The sequence below is a fragment of the Mesorhizobium sp. M1A.F.Ca.IN.022.07.1.1 genome, from assembly GCF_003997575.1.
Classification (GTDB): domain Bacteria; phylum Pseudomonadota; class Alphaproteobacteria; order Rhizobiales; family Rhizobiaceae; genus Mesorhizobium.
In genome coordinates, this window is record NZ_RZST01000686.1 from 1 (window position 1) to 853 (window position 853).

Genomic DNA, 853 nt, shown 5'->3' on the forward strand with positions numbered 1-853 from the left:
GTAGTGCGCTCGCCCGGCTCGACGCTGAAGCCGTTCATCTATGGGCTTGCCTTCGAGCAAGGCCTAGTGGCGCAGGAGACGATCATCGAGGACAGCCCCGCCGACTTTGGCGGCTACCGGCCGAAGAATTTCGACATGGGCTACCAGGGCGACGTCAGCATCAGGCAGGCGCTGCAGCTGTCGCTCAACGTGCCGGCGATCCGGGTGCTGGACGCAGTTGGTCCCGCGCGGCTCACGGCGCGCTTCCGCCAGGCCGGCGTCAACCTGGTCCTGCCGCTCAACGAGGCGCCCGGGCTGGCGATCGGCCTCGGCGGCGCCGGGGTGACTTTGCGCGACCTGGTGCAGCTGTATACCGGCCTCGCCAATGGCGGCAAGATGCACGCGCTGCATGACGGCACCGAGCCCGCCGATGCCGAGCGCATCACCGCCACTATCCTCGACGACCAGGCCGCCTGGCAGATCGACGACATCCTGTCCGGCGTGAAGCCGCCCGAAGGTGCGGCCCAGCGCGGCATCGCCTACAAGACCGGCACATCTTACGGCTATCGCGATGCCTGGTCGGTTGGCTTCGACGGCCGCTATGTGCTTGGCGTCTGGGTCGGCCGTGCCGACGCCGGCCCGGTACCTGGCCTCTCCGGCTATGTTTCGGCCGCGCCCATTCTCTTCGAAGGCTTTGTCCGCTCGGGTTTGGCCAGCGTGCCGCTGCCCGGCCGGCCGCCGGGTCTCTTCAATCCCAAACGCGAAGAATTGCCGGTGACGCTCGCCCGCTTCGGCGCCGGCTCCGACGGGCTGGTGCAGGCAACGCCGACTGAACCGGCGCCCCCCATCGTCTTCCCGCCGGACGGGGCTCGCG

1 protein-coding gene is annotated in these 853 nt (G+C 69.2%); it reads left to right on the top strand.

Annotated elements, in window-relative coordinates:
- The coding region (locus EOA75_RS33390) for a penicillin-binding transpeptidase domain-containing protein (RefSeq protein ID WP_281058600.1) at positions 1–853 on the top strand (853 nt) is incomplete at both ends.